We start from the raw sequence: 15683 nt of genomic DNA on the forward strand, positions 1-15683 counted from the left end.
TGAGGTTATTCGCACAAAACATGATGTTTGCCCTGATTGCGCAGAGATTTTTCACTAAAATACCTTTTTTTGCGTGGAGCGGCACGATGTCTTTATTGAAGAGCGCGCATGGTGGCAATACCCGAGAAGCCGCCGAACTGTTGGGCATCTCGCCTGAACAATTGTTGGATTTTAGCGCGAATATTAATCCGCTGGGTATGCCGGCAAGTTTAAAACGCGCGATCCTCGACAACCTGGACTGCGCGGAGCGTTACCCGGATGTTGATTACGCTAAACTGCATGCGGCGCTGGCGGAGCATCATCAGATTCCTGCCTCATGGATACTTGCCGGAAACGGCGAGACTGAGTCGATTTTCACTTTGGTGCAAGGTCTTAAACCACGTCATGCGATGATCGTGACGCCCGGGTTTGCTGAATATCGTCGGGCGCTGCAATGGGGAGACTGTACGATCCATGAGTTTGCGCTACGCGAAGACGATGGCTGGCAGCTTACCGATGCAATCCTCGATGCGTTAACCTCAGAGCTGGACTGCCTGTTTCTCTGTACGCCCAACAATCCCACTGGCTTGCTGCCCGATAACCGCCTGCTGCGGGAAATAGCCGCGCGTTGTGAGTTGCTTGGGATCAATCTGATCCTTGATGAAGCGTTTATCGATTTTATTGCCGGGGAGCCGGGGTTTATTCCGCTGCTTCGTGATAACCCGCATATTTGGGTGCTGCGCTCGCTAACCAAGTTCTATGCGATACCGGGGTTGCGGTTAGGGTATCTGGTCAACAGTAATGAACAGGCTGTGGCACAGATGCGCCGTCGACAAATGCCGTGGTCAATTAACGCATTTGCTGCACTGGCAGGCGAGATTATTTTACACGACAGCGCATATCAGCAGGCAACGTGGAAGTGGCTGGAGCAAGAGGGCGCGAGGTTTGATCGGCAGTTGAAAGAACTGCCCGGCCTGACGGTGTATCCTGGCAGGGCAAATTATCGCTTATTGCGCTGCGAGCGGGCGAATTTTGATCTGCAACGCGCAATGCTGGAACAACATGTCTTGATTCGCAGTTGTGCTAATTATCCGGGGCTGGATGCGCGCTATTATCGGGTAGCCGTTCGCAGCCAGGAAGAGAATGACAGCCTGTTGGCGGCTCTACGCAAGGTGCTTAGCGGTACAACCCCTGCTGATTGATATAGTCAAGCACTGCAGCTGGCATCAGGTCGTCGCACGGCTCGCCTTTTTCCAGACGCTCACGGATGAGCGTGGCGGAGATGTTAAACCACGGCGTTTCAGCCAGATAAATTTTCCCGCAAGGCAAGTTGTGCAGGTCATCTGGCGAATGGGTCAGATGATCCTCCAGCCACTGCTGGTGCTTTTCCTGCGCCATTTCGAGCGGATAGCCCGGACGTCGGCAGACAATGAGGTGGGTGTTACCCAGTATCGTGTGGTAGTCATGCCAGGACGGAAAGGTAAGCAGTGAGTCCTGGCCAATAATAAACGCTAATGGTACGTCCGGTCCTTGCTCCTCGCGCCACTCTTTGAGCGTTTGCGCGGTGTAGGAGGCGGTATCGCGTTTCAGTTCGCGTTCATCAAGGGAGAACAGCGGCTTATCGGCAATGGCCAGTTCAACCATGCGTTGACGTTGTTCGCCGGACGCTTCGGGTTGCGCACGATGCGGCGGCACATTATTGGGCATGATAATAACCCGGGAAAGGCCAATCAGATTCGCCAGAATTTCAACCGGTTTAAGATGACCATAATGCACCGGATCAAAGGTGCCACCGAACAGAGCCTGCAATGATTTCATATCAACCATCAATAAAAACATCGGCCAGCGATTTATGGCAGAGCAACAGGGAAAGCCCCTCAAGTTCCGCCCACACTGACTGACCATAGTCTTGTTTAAGCGTAATTTCAGTACGCGTTAACAGCGTTACAGCCTGACGCAACTGCGCAGGATTCAGCCGGTTTAGCGCGTCTCCCATCATACCCCGGCGATTTTGCCACACCCGGTGTTTATCAAACAACGTGCGTAAAGGCGTATGGGCTGACTGCCGTTTTAAGTTGACCAACAGCAGTAATTCACGCTGTATCGTGCGCAGCAAAATAACCGGCTCACTGCCTTCCAGGCGTAACTGTTGCAGAATGTGCAGCGCGCGTTTGCTTTTGCCCATCAGCAGCGCATCCACCCAATGGAACGGGGTAAAGTGCGCGGCATCGTTAACGGCTTTCTCCACGCGAGGCAGCGTTAGTTTGCCATCAGGCCAAAGCAATGCTAGCCGTTCCAGCGCTTGCGCCAGCGCTAACAGATTACCTTCATAGCAATAGCACAACAGCTGATTGGCTGCGTCATCCAGTTGTAGATTGTTAAGCTTCGCTCTGGCGGCGACCCAACGAGGAAGCTGTGCTTGCTCCGGCGTCTGGCAGCTTACCTGCACCGCATTATTGGCAAGTCCGGTATACCATGCGGCGTTTTCCTGCGCTTTAGTCAGTTTGTTGCCGCGAACGATCAGCTGCAGGTCGTCATGTAGCAGTGTGACGAGTGAAGCGAGCTGTTCGTTAATGGCGGCATTGGGGCCATTTTCAGGCAACTGCAAAAGTAGGGTTTGACGGCTGGCAAACAGGCTCATTGCCTGGCAGAGTGAAAAAATCTCTCCCCAGTCGGTGCTATTGTCCAGGGTGAAAGCGTGGTGTTCTTCGAACCCTTGTGTGGCGGCAGCCTGACGGATAGCGTCCTGGCTTTCCTGCAACAAGAGAGGATCGTTACCTAAGAGCAAATACGCCGCGCGCAGCCCCTCATTGAGCTGTGCGCGGAGTTGTTCAGGGTACAACTTGAGCATCAGTTACCCAGCGTGGTGGAAACACGCGCCGGAGATGACGCAGGCTCTGCGGCTTTTGTCGCCGCTGGCTTAGCATCATCATCAGCATTGGATGACAGAGTATCGGCCAGATGTACGCTTGGCAGCTTACGAATTAACTGTTCAGCCGCTTTGTCATACATCTCTTTAACGATCATCTCTTGCTCGTTATCCTTCGCCAGTGCAGCCTGTGGGTTGTCAAAGAACGAACGATAAACTTTGGCGCTGATTGGATAAATATCATGACCTGGAATCAGCACAGTAGCACTTACGGACATCACCATCTGGTATTCAGCCGTTTGACCGTTCTGGAATACCGACGCCGTATCCTGCGAAATGCTGACCGCGCCAAGACGTAAGGACGTCACATCTTTACGCATTGAGCCGTCTTCAAGCAGCGTAACGCCGTTCAGACGCAGCTGATTACGAACCGCGCGGCTTAATGGGCCGTTTGGATCCCCAGAGTCCAGAATCATGGTTTTCATTGAGGGTGGGACCTGCGTAGTATTACGCAGATGCCATCCACATCCGGCGGTGACAAGCACCGCCAGGGATAACAACAATGTTGTCAGAAGTCGCACGCTTCCTCCCGCGCTTAGCCAACGACCAGATTGAGGAGTTTACCCGGTACATAAATCACTTTACGTACGGTAACGCCATCAAGATATTTTGCTACCAGATGCTCCTGGCCAGCACGCTCACGAACCTGCTCTTCAGTAGCGTTTACCGGAACGGTGATTTTGCCACGTACTTTGCCGTTTACCTGAACCACAACCAGCGTTGAGTCTTCAACCATTGCCGCTTCGTCCGCCACCGGCCACGGTGCGTTGTCGATATCGCCTTCGCCTTTCAGTGCTTCCCACATCGTGAAGCAAACGTGTGGGGTGAACGGGTTCAGCATGCGAACGACGGCCAGTAAGGCTTCCTGCATCAGGGCTCTGTCTTGTTCGTCTTCCTGCGGTGCTTTCGCCAGCTTGTTCATCAGCTCCATAATCGCCGCAATTGCGGTGTTAAAGGTCTGACGACGACCAATATCATCGGTAACTTTAGCAATGGTTTTATGTACGTCGCGACGCAGCGCTTTTTGGTCTTCGCTCAACGCATCAACGTTCAGGGCAGCAACATCGCCTTTGGAAGTATGTTCGTAAACCAGCTTCCATACACGTTTCAGGAAGCGGTTCGCCCCTTCAACGCCGGATTCCTGCCATTCCAGCGTCATATCAGCCGGAGAAGCGAACATCATGAACAGACGTACCGTGTCAGCGCCGTAACGTTCAACCATAACCTGCGGGTCGATACCGTTATTTTTCGACTTGGACATTTTGCTCATGCCGGTATAGACCAGTTCATGGCCTTCTGCGTCCTGAGCTTTGACGATACGACCTTTTTCGTCGCGCTCAACGATGGCATCAACCGGAGAAACCCAGTTACGCTCGCCGTTTGCACCAACGTAATAGAACGCATCAGCCAGCACCATACCCTGGCACAGCAGCTGTTTGGCCGGTTCGTCAGAGTTGACCATGCCCGCATCGCGCATCAGCTTGTGGAAGAAGCGGAAGTAGAGCAGGTGCATGATGGCGTGTTCAATACCACCAATGTAGATATCAACTGGCAGCCAGTAGTTTGCGGCTTCTGGATCCAGCATCCCTTCGTTGTACTGCGGGCAGGTGTAGCGCGCGTAGTACCAGGAGGATTCCATAAAGGTATCGAAGGTGTCGGTTTCGCGCAGCGCAGGCATGCCGTTAACGGTGGTTTTTGCCCACTCCGGATCGGCTTTGATTGGGCTGGTGATGCCGTCCATAACCACGTCTTCCGGCAGAATAACCGGCAACTGATCTTCTGGCGTCGGCAGTACGGTACCGTCTTCCAACGTCACCATCGGAATTGGCGCACCCCAGTACCGCTGACGGGAAACACCCCAGTCACGCAGACGGTAGTTCACTTTACGCTCACCCACGCCTTTGGCTACCAGCTTGTCAGCAATGGCGTTGAAGGCAGCTTCGAAGTCGAGGTCGTCAAACTCGCCGGAGTTAAACAGCACGCCTTTTTCGGTCAGAGCTTGTTCGGACAGATCCGGCTCTGCGCCTTCAGCGGTCAGAATTACTGGTTTGATGGTCAGGCCATATTTTGTCGCAAACTCGTAATCGCGCTGATCGTGGCCCGGAACGGCCATGACTGCGCCCGTACCGTATTCCATCAGGACGAAGTTTGCTGCCCAAACGGGGATTTCTTCGCCAGTCAGCGGGTGAACGGCTTTAAAGCCCGTGTCGACGCCTTTCTTCTCCATGGTTGCCATTTCGGCTTCAGCAACCTTGGTATTGCGGCATTCGTCAATGAAGGCGGCCAGTTCTGGGTTATTTGCAGCAGCTTTCTGCGCCAGCGGGTGACCTGCGGCAACGGCCAGATAGGTCGCACCCATAAAGGTGTCCGGGCGGGTGGTGTAAACGGTTAGCGTGTTGTCGTAACCGTTCACATCGAAGGTGATTTCCACGCCTTCAGAACGGCCAATCCAGTTGCGCTGCATCGTTTTCACGGTGTCAGGCCAGTGATCCAGGTTATCCAGGTCACGCAGCAGTTCGTCAGCGTAAGCGGTGATTTTGATGAACCACTGTGGGATCTCTTTACGCTCGACTTTGGTATCGCAACGCCAGCAGCAGCCGTCGATAACCTGTTCGTTCGCCAGTACGGTCTGGTCGTTCGGGCACCAGTTGACCGCAGACGTTTTCTTGTACACCAGGCCTTTTTTGTACAGCTCGGTGAAGAATTTCTGTTCCCAACGGTAGTATTCCGGGGTGCAGGTCGCCAGCTCACGGCTCCAGTCGTAACCGAAACCCAGCATTTTGAGCTGGTTTTTCATGTATGCGATGTTGTCGTACGTCCACGGTGCTGGTGCGGTATTGTTTTTAACCGCAGCGCCTTCTGCAGGCAGACCGAACGCATCCCAGCCAATTGGCTGCAGTACGTTTTTGCCCAGCATGCGCTGGTAGCGGGCGATCACGTCACCGATGGTGTAGTTACGTACGTGGCCCATGTGTAGTCGACCAGAAGGATAGGGAAGCATAGACAGGCAGTAATACTTCTCTTTGCTCTCGTCTTCGGTAACTTCAAATGTGCGCTTCTCATCCCAGTGAAGCTGTACTTTGGATTCTATCTCTTCCGGGCGGTATTGCTCTTGCATGGCAGCCAGTGGTCCTGTTTTCAATACAGCTACAAACGTAGCTTTAGATGTGGTGTTTCAGATCCGCATAGCATAGCCCAAACGCCCGCGCCAAAACAGCCTTTCGCGCATTCAGCGTTGAATTCCCGCAAGGATAATTCTTGCACGAATTTACACACTCTGTGGACAGTCTTGCAAAGCGTAGCGTAAATAACGTCTATTATTATAGACAGTTAACGACCCAGGAGGCGAAGCGATGAACAAGGTTGCTCAATATTACCGTGAACTGGTGGCTTCACTGAGCGAACGTCTGCGTAATGGCGAACGCGATATTGATGCGTTGGTGGAGCAGGCGCGTCAACGAGTTATGCAGACCGGGGAGTTAACGCGAACCGAGGTGGAAGAGCTCACCCGGGCCGTCAGACGCGACCTGGAAGAGTTTGCTCTGAGCTATGAAGAAAGTCTCGATGAGGAGACAGACAGCGTCTTTATGCGGGTTATCAAGGAGAGTATCTGGCAGGAACTGGCCGATATTACAGATAAAACCCAGCTCGAATGGCGCGAGGTGTTCCAGGACCTCAGTCATCACGGGGTTTATCACAGCGGTGAGGTGGTCGGATTAGGTAATCTGGTCTGCGAGAAGTGCCACTTCCATTTAGCGGTTTACACCCCAGATGTGCTGCCACTGTGTCCGAAATGCGGACACGATCAGTTTCAGCGCCGACCGTTTGAGCCGTGATCGCTTATTGCCGGATGGCGACGCAAAGGGTCTTATCCGGCCTACAAATTGCACGATTTTGTAGGCCGGATAAGCGTTAGCGCCATCCGGCGTGTATTAGGCGTAAAACTTCAGCCGTTCTGCCAGCAAATCGACAAACCCTTCGCGATCCACGTCTACCATTACGGTGGCGTTTGGCTTATTGCCGCTCAGGGAGTAGTAATCCACCACGGTCATTCCCTGGGTATATTTACCCTGAGTTTCCACGCCGACCCAGCGTTCAACGGTGGTAAACAGTTCAGGTTTCAGTAGCCAGGCAATGGTGCATGGATCATGCAGTGGCGCGCCGATGAATCCCCATTTTTCATCTTTATGATACTCAAAGAAGAAGTCGAGTAGTTCAGCCACGATCGTCGAAACAGGGTTGCCGATAGCGCGGAACCGCTCGGTATCTTCGCGATGTATTTGCGCTTTATGCGTGACGTCCAGACCAGCCATCACCACTGGAATGCCAGACTGGAATACGATTTCAGCGGCTTCAGGATCCACGAAAATATTGAACTCGGCGGCGGGCGTCCAGTTTCCGAGGCCCATCGCACCACCCATAATTACGATACGGGCGATTTTGGCGTGCAGCTCAGGATGGCTATTCAGAAGCAATGCGACGTTAGTCTGCGGCCCGGTGGAGACAATGGTCATCAGTTCCGGGCTTTCACGCAGGGTTTTCGCCATCAGTTCCACGGCGGTACAGTCTTGTGGCGCAAAAGTGGGTTCCGGCAGCGCCGGGCCATCCAGCCCACTCTCGCCGTGAACGTTATCGGCGATAATCAGATCGCGCATTAGTGGTTTCACTGCGCCACCAGCTACTGGTATATCCGTACGGTTGAGCAACGTTAACATGCGCAACACGTTACGCAGCGTTTTGTCAGGTGTCTGGTTACCGGCTGATGAGGTTATCGCTTTCACATCCAGTTCTGGTGAGGCGAGGGCGAGCACAATTGCGATAGCGTCGTCATGACCCGGATCGCAATCAAACAGGATAGGAAGTGCCATTGTTGCTCCTTGTAAGTGGGACTTTGTGACAAGGTTAACGCTGGGCTGTATGTGTTTCGAGAGGCGAAGGGATAAAGCGTGAGGTGGCGCGCACATGGAGGTGCGCGCCAGCAAGATTAGTGCAGTATTTTCGCGAGGAAGTCTTTGGCGCGGTCCGATTTCGGATTAGCGAAGAACTCTTCTTTCGGTGAGTCTTCAACAATTTTCCCTTCATCCATGAAGATCACCCGGTTCGCCACTTTACGCGCAAAGCCCATTTCGTGGGTAACCACCATCATGGTCATCCCTTCATTGGCCAGTTCAACCATAACATCCAGTACTTCGTTGATCATTTCAGGATCAAGCGCCGAGGTCGGTTCGTCAAACAGCATGGCGATAGGATCCATGCACAGCGCTCGGGCGATAGCGACACGCTGTTGCTGGCCCCCTGAGAGCTGAGCTGGAAACTTCTCCGCATGTGCTGACAGACCAACGCGTTCCAGTAACTTTTGCGCTTTGTCGCGGGCCGGCTTTTTATCGCGCTTGAGCACTTTTACCTGCGCCAGAGTCAGGTTCTCAATGATCGACAGGTGAGGGAACAGTTCAAAGTGCTGGAACACCATACCAACGCGAGAGCGCAGTTTGGCCAGATCGGTTTTTTTGTCGTTCACCACGGTACCATCAACGGTGATGACGCCTTGTTGTACCGGCTCCAGCCCGTTCACCGTTTTGATAAGCGTTGATTTACCGGAACCTGACGGGCCGCAGACCACAACCACTTCCCCTTTTTTCACTTCCGTGGAGCAGTCGGTCAGCACCTGAAAGTGACCATACCATTTAGAAACATTTTTCAGGGTAATCATTAAACTGTCCTTTTCTTCAAATAGCTGACCAACAACGATGCGCTCAGACTGAATACAAAATAAACGGCGCCAGCAAACAGGATCATTTCAACCTGTGTGCCGTCACGCTCGCCAATGGTGGAGGCGGTACGGAAGAAGTCTGCCAGACTTAATACATAGACCAGCGAGGTATCCTGGAAGAGTACGATGCCCTGGGTTAGCAGCAGCGGTACCATCGCGCGGAATGCCTGCGGCAGAATAATGAGCTTCATCGACTGCCAGTGGGTCATCCCTAGCGCCAGCGCGGCGCTGGATTGCCCACGAGAAATACTCTGGATACCGGCACGGATAATCTCGGAATAGTACGCGGCTTCAAACATCGAAAACGCGACCATTGCTGAGATCAGGCGAATATCGGTTTTTGGCGACAGACCCAGTACGTTTTGCAGGAAGCCGGGCACAATCAGGTAGAACCACAGCAGCACCATGACCAGCGGAATAGAACGAAATACGTTGACGTAGCCTTTCGCAAACCAGGCTATCGGCGCGAAGCTGGACAGACGCATGACGGCCAGGATAGTTCCCCATACGATACCAATGACTACCGCCGTAACGGTGATTTTCAGCGTGATCATCAGCCCGTCCAGCAGATACGGCAGGGAAGGGATGATAGAACTCCAGTCAAATTCGTACATTATTTGCCTCCCAAATTGCCAGGCAGGCGGATTTTACGTTCAACGAGATTCATCACCAGCATGATGACGGCGTTAATCAGCACGTAAGCCAGAGTGATAGCGGTAAACGATTCCCATGCGTGGGCGGAGTAATCCAGCAGTTTGCCCGCCTGTGCCGCCATATCGACCAGGCCGATGGTGGAGGCGATCGCGGAGTTCTTCACCAGGTTCATCATCTCTGAGGTCATTGGCGGAACAATCACGCGGTATGCGTTTGGCAACAGAACATAGCGGTAGGCCTGCGGTAACGTCAGCCCCATCGCCAGTGCGGCGTTTTTCTGCCCACGAGGCAGAGACTGAATAGCGGCGCGAACCTGTTCGCAGACGCGCGCGGCGGTAAACAGCCCCAGACAAAGCATTGATGAGAGGAAGAACTGGATGTTGGGATCCAACTCAGCCTTGAACCACATCCCAATGTTTTCCGGCAGCAGTTCCGGAATAACCAGATACCAGGTAAAAAACTGGACGATGAGCGGAACGTTACGAAACAGCTCAACGTACAGCGTGCCGATCCCAGAAAGGAAACGATTTGGAACGGTACGTAAGATGCCGAATAAAGAGCCTATGAGGAAAGCGATAATCCAGGCGGTGATGGATAACGCGACAGTGACCTGGAAACCACTCCAGAGCCAGCCGAGATAGGTGGTGTTGCCGAACGGGGCTTGTTGTAAAAAAATACCCCAGTTCCAGTCTATAGACATAAATCTACTCCAGAAAAAAAAGGGTAGCAGCGCTACCCTCGAAGATTGTTATTCGGCGTTTTGCGGTTTTCAGGCCTGATGGGGAACGACCATCAGGCTTATAGTCTGTCCGTGCCGAGTAACAATCGAGAGGGAGGGGAAGCCTCCCATTTATTTTAGTTAGTTAAGCGCTTTATCATTTGGTTCTTTGAACAGGGCTTTCATCTCGTCTGACAGTTCGAAATTCATGTTCAGGTTCTTCGGCGGAATTGGGTTTTTAAACCACTTATCAAACCATTTCTCAGCTTCGCCTGAGGTTTGCGCCTTGGCGATAGTGTCGTCCATCAGCTTTTTGAACTCAGGATCATCTTTGCGCAACATACAGCCGTAGGCTTCCTGAGACTGTGGCTTGCCGACGATCTCCCAGTTGTCTGGTTTCTTCGCTTTCGCGCGCTCGCCAGCCAGCAGGGCGTCATCCATCATAAAGGCAACGGCACGACCGCTTTCCAGAGTACGGAAAGAGTCACCGTGGTCTTTCGCGCTGATGATGCGCATATCCATTTTTTGTTCTTCATTCAGCTTGTGCAGCAGAACTTCGGAGGTGGTACCCGAAGTCACGACTACGGCTTTACCTTTCAGATCGGCGAAATCTTTGACGTCGCCGCCTTTTTTCGCCAGCAGACGGGTGCCGACAACGAAAATGGTGTCAGAGAAAGCGGCTTGTTTTTGGCGCTCGACGTTGTTGGTGGTGGATCCACATTCAAAATCGAAGGTGCCGTTTTGCAGCAGCGGGATACGGTTTTGTGAAGTAATCGGGATCAGTTTCACCTGCAGATCAGGCTTGTTCAGCTTTTTCTTCACGGCGTCAACGATCGCGTTGGAGTAATCCTGTGAATAACCGACCACTTTTTGCTGATTATCGTAGTAAGAAAACGGTACTGATGATTCACGGTGGCCGACAACGATCACGCCATTTTTGGCGATCTTATCCAGCGTGCTGCCTGCCGCTGGTGCTGCGTCTTCTGCGTGCGCCAGACCGGCGGACATTCCCATGACCAGCATGGCAGTGGCGAGCTTACGTAATTGCATATCCAACTCCTTTATCGTCTGCGCCAGGGACGCATTGATACCCATTGTGATGTTGTTATTGTTTGCTACTAAAACGTGCAGTCTTGTATGTGTTTGTTAACATTTAGTTTGGATGAATGTAAAGAATTTGCTGTGTTATTGTTTATTTTTGCGAAGTGCGCCGCACCATTTGGGGGCAAAAATATCTTGTTGCACTTTTCAGGTGCTACCGGCGCTCAACTTTGGTGCGACCAGGTTGCACATTCAGCCAAAACAGCGTTTGCCTTGTAGAACAAAGCAATAGACGTGCCAGAATGGTCTTTGGGAGGGGGAAGTAGGCCTGATAAGCGTAGCGCCATCAGGCACGATGCTGCACAACTGCCGGATGGCGGCGTACCGCCTTATCCGGCCTGCATTTGATGGGGCACTGTTTTACTTACGACGTTGACGCAGACTCATTACCACTGCGCCAAAGCCAAACAGCGCGGTTAGCAGCCAGAGCGGCCAGTTTCCGGTACGGGCATAAGGGGTTAAGCCCGTCGTTGGCGTCACGCTGGTGGTCAGCACCTGACGGGTAAACTGCGGGATCATCGCCTGAACTTCGCCCTGTGGACCAATCACCGCCGTAATACCGTTGTTGGTGCTACGCAGCAGAGGTCGCGCCAGCTCCAGGGAACGCATACGCGCCATCTGGAAGTGCTGCCACGGGCCAATAGATTTACCAAACCATGCATCGTTAGAGATAGTCAGCAGGTAGTCCGTATCCGGGCGGAAGTTATCCCGTACCTGTTCGCCAAGAATGATTTCGTAGCAGATGGCAGCGGTCAGCTTAAAGCCGTGTGCATGCAACTGTGGCTGTACATAAGGACCGCGGCTGAACGAAGACATTGGCAGGTCAAAGAATGGCGCTAGCGGGCGCAGGATAGATTCCAGCGGGACAAACTCGCCAAACGGTACCAGATGGTTTTTGTTGTAGCGGTTGCTGGAGTCGTAGCTGTATGGGTTGTCTTTACCCAGTGTGATGATGGTGTTGTAAGTGTCGTAACGATTCTGCTTGTTCAGACGCGCGTCTACAATACCGGTAATCAGCGTGCTATTTTTCGATTTCAGCAGGTCATCCATCATACTCAGAAAACGCTGCTGGTTAATTTCCAGGTCCGGAATAGCGGATTCTGGCCAGATGATGAGCTGTGATTTGCCCATCTCAGGCTGGGTGGCGTCGAGATAAATCTTCAGGGTGTTGAGTAACTGGCCTTCATCCCATTTGAGCGACTGCGGGATGTCACCCTGCACCATCGAGACCTGGGTGGTTTTTTCCGGCTCCAGCGTGTACCACTGAATATAACGTAGCGGGAAGGGCAGAGCGAAAAGCACCACGGCGGCAGCCAGCGGCTTCCAGTTACGCGTTACCAGTGCAAGTGCCAGCAGGCCGCTAACCATCATCAGCAGGAAGTTTATCGCCTCAACGCCCATTACCGGCGCCAGCCCTTTTAACGGACCGTCGATCTGGCTGTAGCCGAATTGCAACCACGGAAAACCGGTCAGTACCCAGCCGCGTAGAAATTCAGTGATTTGCCAGACTACCGGCGCGGCAATCGCTACACGTGTCCAGGTAGTTTTCGGCCACAGACGCGCCAAAACGCCGGCAAACAGGCCAGTGTAGAGGGAAAGGTAAGCAGCAAGCAGAACCACGAGGAAGACGTTAACGGGGCCCGGCATACCGCCAAACTGCGCGATACTGACGTAAACCCAGTTGATGCCTGAGCCAAACAGTCCCAGTCCCCAGAAATAGCCGATAGCGGCAGACTGGAGCGGACGGCGGTTGAAGGTGAGAGCCTGCAGGCCCATCAGCGAAACAATCGCAGCGGGCCAGATGTCATACGGTGAGAAAGCCAGTGTCCCGCAGGCACCGAATAATAACGCCAGCAGCAGGCGAATGCGCTGGCGTTCAATTAAAGGGGCAAATGCCATGTAGTCTTAGATCCAGTTTCGGGTTTATTCGTCCAGTTTGGGCTGGGGTGAGTCGTCCGGAATTCTGACATGAACCTGAATAATACGACGGCTGTCGGCCATTGCCACTTTGAACTGGTAACCATCAATGTCGATGGTCTCTCCACGCGCGGGCAGATGACCGAAGGCCTGCATGACCAACCCGCCAATGGTATCCACTTCTTCATCGCTGAAATGCGTGCCGAAAGCTTCATTGAAGTCTTCAATCGGCGCCAGCGCACGAATAGTCCAGGTGTGGCGACTGAGCTGACGGAAATCAATATCGTCTTCTTCGTCGTACTCATCTTCAATTTCACCGACAATCAGTTCAAGGATGTCCTCAATGGTCACCAGACCTGAGACACCGCCAAACTCGTCGATGACGATAGCCATATGATAACGCTGGGAGCGGAACTCTTTCAGCATGCGGTCAACCCGCTTGCTTTCAGGGACGACAACCGCCTGGCGTAACACTTTCTCCATGCTGAAGGCTTCGGCATCGCTACGCATAAATGGCAGCAGATCTTTGGCCATCAGAATCCCTTCAATGTGATCCTTGTCTTCGCTAATTACCGGGAAACGCGAGTGGGCAGACTCGATAATGACATCGAGGCATTCGTCCAGAGTTTGGTTGCGTTTCAGGGTAATCATCTGGGAGCGAGGGATCATGATGTCGCGAACGCGTTGGTCCGCAATATCCATTACCCCTTCGAGCATATCGCGCGTATCTTCATCGATAAGGTCGTTTTGCCCGGAATCACGGATCAGCTCCAACAGTTCGTCGCGGTTTTTCGGTTCACCGTGGAAAAGTTGGCTCAGTAACAGGGAAAAAAATCCCTTTTTGCTGTTTAAGGTGTCACTACTGTGTGAATTGTCGTCGCTCATGGCGTCGTATGGGTTCTCATGTTAGTTAATACAAAGCGCGTCATGCGTTTACTCAGCTGTTGACGGCATATCTCTTCATTGTACTTCAAACCTTGTAGGCCTTATCAGGCCTACAAGATGTCGAAATGCTTACTCTTTCTCGGCAATGTACGGATCCTCATAGCCCAGAGCAAGCATAATCTCTGTTTCGAGGGATTCCATCTCTTCCGCTTCATCGTCTTCAATATGGTCGTAGCCGAGTAAATGCAGGCTACCGTGCACCACCATGTGTGCCCAGTGGGCCTCAAGCGGTTTGCCTTGCTCCTGCGCTTCTTTCTCAACCACCTGACGGCAGATGATCAAATCGCCCAGTAGCGGCATCTCAATGCCCGGCGGGGCTTCAAATGGGAAAGAGAGCACGTTGGTGGATTTATCCTTCCCGCGATAGGTTAGGTTCAGGTCGTGGCTTTCCGCGTCATCGACCAGACGAATCGTCACTTCAGATTCTTCCTGAAATTGGGGGATCACCGCATCCAGCCAGCCCTGAAACTGACTTTCTGTTGGCAAACCGGATTCGTCTTCACATGCCAGCTGTAAATCGAGGATAACCTGACTCATTTTTGTTCCTGCTCCTGAGCTTCGCGCTTGCGTTCTGCAGCCTGCTCGGCTTTGCGTTTCTGTTCTGCTTCTTCCCAGGCTTCATACGCCGTGACGATACGGGCGACCACCGGGTGGCGCACCACGTCTTCGCTATGGAAGAAATTAAAACTAATTTCGTCGACTTCAGCCAGCACTTCAATGGCATGACGCAGACCGGATTTGGTGCTACGCGGCAGGTCAATCTGGGTGATATCGCCAGTGATGACCGCTTTGGAGTTAAAGCCGATACGGGTCAGGAACATTTTCATCTGTTCGATGGTGGTGTTCTGGCTTTCATCAAGAATGATGAACGCATCGTTCAACGTACGACCGCGCATATAGGCCAGTGGCGCAACTTCAATGACGTTACGCTCAATCAGCTTTTCAACCTTTTCAAAGCCGAGCATTTCGAAAAGCGCGTCATACAGCGGTCGTAAATACGGATCGACTTTCTGGCTGAGATCTCCTGGCAGGAATCCCAGTTTTTCGCCCGCTTCCACTGCCGGACGGGTCAGCAGAATGCGACGGATCTCCTGACGCTCAAGCGCATCAACCGCAGCGGCAACCGCGAGATACGTTTTACCCGTACCCGCAGGGCCAACGCCAAATGTGATGTCGTGGTCGAGGATATTCGCAATGTACTGTGCCTGGTTCGGCGTGCGCGGCTTAATTACTCCACGCTTGGTTTTGATGTTCACCGCTTTGCCAAATTCAGGCACGCTGTCTGCGCTTTGCTCAAGCACACGCGCTTCTTTGATCGCCAGATGAATTTGTTCAGGCTCGATGTCCTGCGTCTGACCGCGCATTGGGGCGGTATCGACGTACAGGCTACGTAAAATATCTGCCGCAGCGGTGACGCAAATTGGACGACCGGTCAGTTTAAAGTGGTTGTCACGGCGGTTAATTTCGATGCCGAGGCGACGTTCCAGCTGTTTGATGTTGTCATCAAATGGGCCGCAAAGGCTCAACAGGCGGGCGTTGTCTGCGGGTTCAAGGGTGATTTCGCGAGTGTCTATGTTCAAACTGTTCCTCTTAAGCATGTCTCGCCGGACGCTGAACATTTACCGGCATCTAAGGAAATTATTCACGCCATGGGGGAAAGGCGCAAGCAT

General features: G+C 52.8%; 15 protein-coding genes. 2 read left to right on the forward strand and 13 right to left on the reverse strand.

Translation table 11 applies throughout. The features are described from left to right. The first annotated feature begins 86 nt into the window (after positions 1-86). Entirely contained in the window at positions 87-1181 is a 1095-nt protein-coding gene (gene cobD / locus C2U43_RS07150) for a threonine-phosphate decarboxylase CobD (protein WP_103285970.1), read from the forward strand. Here cobD and nadD read toward each other — a convergent pair. The 4 genes from nadD to leuS are packed head-to-tail and all read right to left on the reverse strand — an operon-like array spanning position 1156 to position 6026. Continuing rightward, positions 1156-1797, reverse strand: coding sequence for a nicotinate-nucleotide adenylyltransferase (nadD, locus tag C2U43_RS07155; protein WP_103015104.1), 642 nt, complete (start codon positions 1795-1797; stop codon positions 1156-1158). The two genes, cobD and nadD, sit on opposite strands and share 26 nt — an antisense overlap. Position 1798: 1 nt before the next feature. Continuing rightward, positions 1799-2830, reverse strand: a complete 1032-nt coding sequence (gene holA, locus C2U43_RS07160) for a DNA polymerase III subunit delta (protein WP_103284874.1) — start codon at positions 2828-2830, stop codon at positions 1799-1801. Continuing rightward, positions 2830-3429, reverse strand: coding sequence for an LPS assembly lipoprotein LptE (gene lptE / locus C2U43_RS07165; protein ID WP_103284875.1), 600 nt, complete (start codon positions 3427-3429; stop codon positions 2830-2832). The genes holA and lptE overlap by 1 nt, the downstream gene beginning before the upstream one ends. A gap of 14 nt (positions 3430-3443) precedes the next feature. After that, entirely contained in the window at positions 3444-6026 is a 2583-nt protein-coding gene (leuS, locus tag C2U43_RS07170; protein ID WP_103284876.1) for a leucine--tRNA ligase, read from the reverse strand. Positions 6027-6261: 235 nt separating this feature from the next. Here leuS and C2U43_RS07175 point away from each other — a divergent pair, with 235 nt between their 5' ends. Further along, positions 6262-6744: a zinc ribbon-containing protein gene (locus C2U43_RS07175; RefSeq protein WP_003022748.1), complete on the forward strand. Its 483-nt coding sequence runs from the start codon at positions 6262-6264 to the stop codon at positions 6742-6744. A gap of 96 nt (positions 6745-6840) precedes the next feature. Here the strand turns inward: C2U43_RS07175 and rihA are convergent, their stop codons facing one another. From rihA to C2U43_RS07220, 9 genes are all read right to left on the reverse strand, one after another. Further along, positions 6841-7776 (reverse strand): pyrimidine-specific ribonucleoside hydrolase RihA, encoded by a 936-nt coding sequence (gene rihA, locus C2U43_RS07180; protein ID WP_103284877.1) that lies wholly within the window; start codon positions 7774-7776, stop codon positions 6841-6843. Between the two features lie 116 nt (positions 7777-7892). After that, positions 7893-8618, reverse strand: a complete 726-nt coding sequence (gene gltL / locus C2U43_RS07185; protein ID WP_003022754.1) for a glutamate/aspartate ABC transporter ATP-binding protein GltL — start codon at positions 8616-8618, stop codon at positions 7893-7895. Beyond that, positions 8618-9292, reverse strand: a complete 675-nt coding sequence (gltK, locus tag C2U43_RS07190) for a glutamate/aspartate ABC transporter permease GltK (protein ID WP_048214691.1) — start codon at positions 9290-9292, stop codon at positions 8618-8620. The genes gltL and gltK overlap by 1 nt, the downstream gene beginning before the upstream one ends. Further along, positions 9292-10032 carry a glutamate/aspartate ABC transporter permease GltJ gene (gltJ, locus tag C2U43_RS07195; RefSeq protein WP_003831316.1) on the reverse strand — a complete coding sequence of 247 codons (741 nt, stop codon included), beginning with the start codon at positions 10030-10032 and terminating at the stop codon, positions 9292-9294. Before gltJ ends, gltK begins: the two co-directional genes overlap by 1 nt. 159 nt (positions 10033-10191) lie before the next feature. Beyond that, the gene (gene gltI, locus C2U43_RS07200; protein WP_003831318.1) at positions 10192-11100 is read right to left on the reverse strand and encodes a glutamate/aspartate ABC transporter substrate-binding protein GltI; all 909 of its coding nucleotides are present in this window, start codon (positions 11098-11100) and stop codon (positions 10192-10194) included. Between the two features lie 411 nt (positions 11101-11511). Beyond that, on the reverse strand, positions 11512-13050 hold the full coding sequence (gene lnt, locus C2U43_RS07205; RefSeq protein ID WP_103284878.1) for an apolipoprotein N-acyltransferase: 1539 nt from the start codon (positions 13048-13050) through the stop codon (positions 11512-11514). A gap of 24 nt (positions 13051-13074) precedes the next feature. Next, positions 13075-13953, reverse strand: coding sequence for a CNNM family magnesium/cobalt transport protein CorC (gene corC, locus C2U43_RS07210; protein ID WP_003022770.1), 879 nt, complete (start codon positions 13951-13953; stop codon positions 13075-13077). Between the two features lie 129 nt (positions 13954-14082). Further along, positions 14083-14550 (reverse strand): rRNA maturation RNase YbeY, encoded by a 468-nt coding sequence (gene ybeY / locus C2U43_RS07215; RefSeq protein WP_003831323.1) that lies wholly within the window; start codon positions 14548-14550, stop codon positions 14083-14085. Continuing rightward, positions 14547-15593, reverse strand: a complete 1047-nt coding sequence (locus tag C2U43_RS07220) for a PhoH family protein (RefSeq protein ID WP_003022776.1) — start codon at positions 15591-15593, stop codon at positions 14547-14549. The genes ybeY and C2U43_RS07220 overlap by 4 nt, the downstream gene beginning before the upstream one ends. Between the last annotated feature and the right edge of the window lie 90 nt (positions 15594-15683).

It is taken from the genome of Citrobacter freundii complex sp. CFNIH9 (assembly GCF_002903305.1).
Lineage (GTDB): Bacteria > Pseudomonadota > Gammaproteobacteria > Enterobacterales > Enterobacteriaceae > Citrobacter > Citrobacter portucalensis.